Origin of the sequence: Flavobacterium sp. F52, from assembly GCF_000278705.1 — a bacterium.
Classification (GTDB): domain Bacteria; phylum Bacteroidota; class Bacteroidia; order Flavobacteriales; family Flavobacteriaceae; genus Flavobacterium; species Flavobacterium anhuiense.
Window position 1 is genome coordinate 1 of sequence record NZ_AKZQ01000046.1, and the last position, 796, is coordinate 796.

At 33.7% G+C, this 796-nt stretch carries 1 protein-coding gene; it reads right to left on the reverse strand.

Annotated elements, in window-relative coordinates:
- Positions 1 to 32: 32 nt before the first annotated feature.
- Positions 33 to 608 (reverse strand): hypothetical protein, encoded by a 576-nt coding sequence (locus FF52_RS22920; protein ID WP_008469337.1) that lies wholly within the window; start codon positions 606 to 608, stop codon positions 33 to 35.
- Positions 609 to 796 lie beyond the last annotated feature (188 nt).

Below are 796 nucleotides of genomic sequence, written 5' to 3' on the forward strand. Positions count from 1 at the left end.
TGTTGTTGTTGTTGTTGTTGTTTTGTGTTCTCTCATGATTGGTTCTTTTTGAGTTTATCGAACTTGATTTCATTTATAACTTCAATATCATTGCCTAATGTTTTTTGTGCTATCAATTCAGCTTTTACAGCTGTATTGTCAAAAATCAATGCCTCATTAACTATAGGCAAATATATAGCAAACAAATTAGCTATTCCATTTTTATATCTGCGCTTAATAACATCGGTTTCAATATTATGCCCTCCTTCCTGAACTCTTGTCCTCACCCTCTCGATGGCCAGGTCAACGCTATCGAGCCAAAAAAATAAAAGCACCACTTTATAGCCTTTTTCCTGAGCTGCAATCACTTTCCACTTATAGCTTTTTGTGGCTAAAGTAGTTTCGAAAGCAAAGATCTCGTTATGGGCTAATAATTCATTTATTCTGTGAAGCATTATCCTTCCCGATTCAAATGCGGCTTTTTCAGGCTGGAAAGGAGAAAGCCCTTTGGCAATTTCGTCCGCATTTACAAACTCCTTACAATTCAGTATTTCGGGAAGTATTGTAAATGAAGCGGTAGTTTTGCCAGCACCATTACAGCCAGCTATGATATAAAGATTTTTATCCATTAATACAAAGATAACAAATTACACTTTTAGTATACATTATTTACACTTTTAGTTTGCTCTTCAAATGCATATAAATCTGCAGGCAGTCGACAATATTTATATTTTTTTATATTAATTCCTTCTTAACTTCCCATCCATAATCGAACAAAATCAAAATGAAAAAACAGAACTAACTAACTAACTAACTA

Excerpts from the sequence above, each read along its gene's own strand:
- FF52_RS22920 (WP_008469337.1), bottom strand. The coding sequence starts at position 608 with ATGGATAAAAATCTTTATATCATAGCTGGCTGTAATGGTGCTGGCAAA.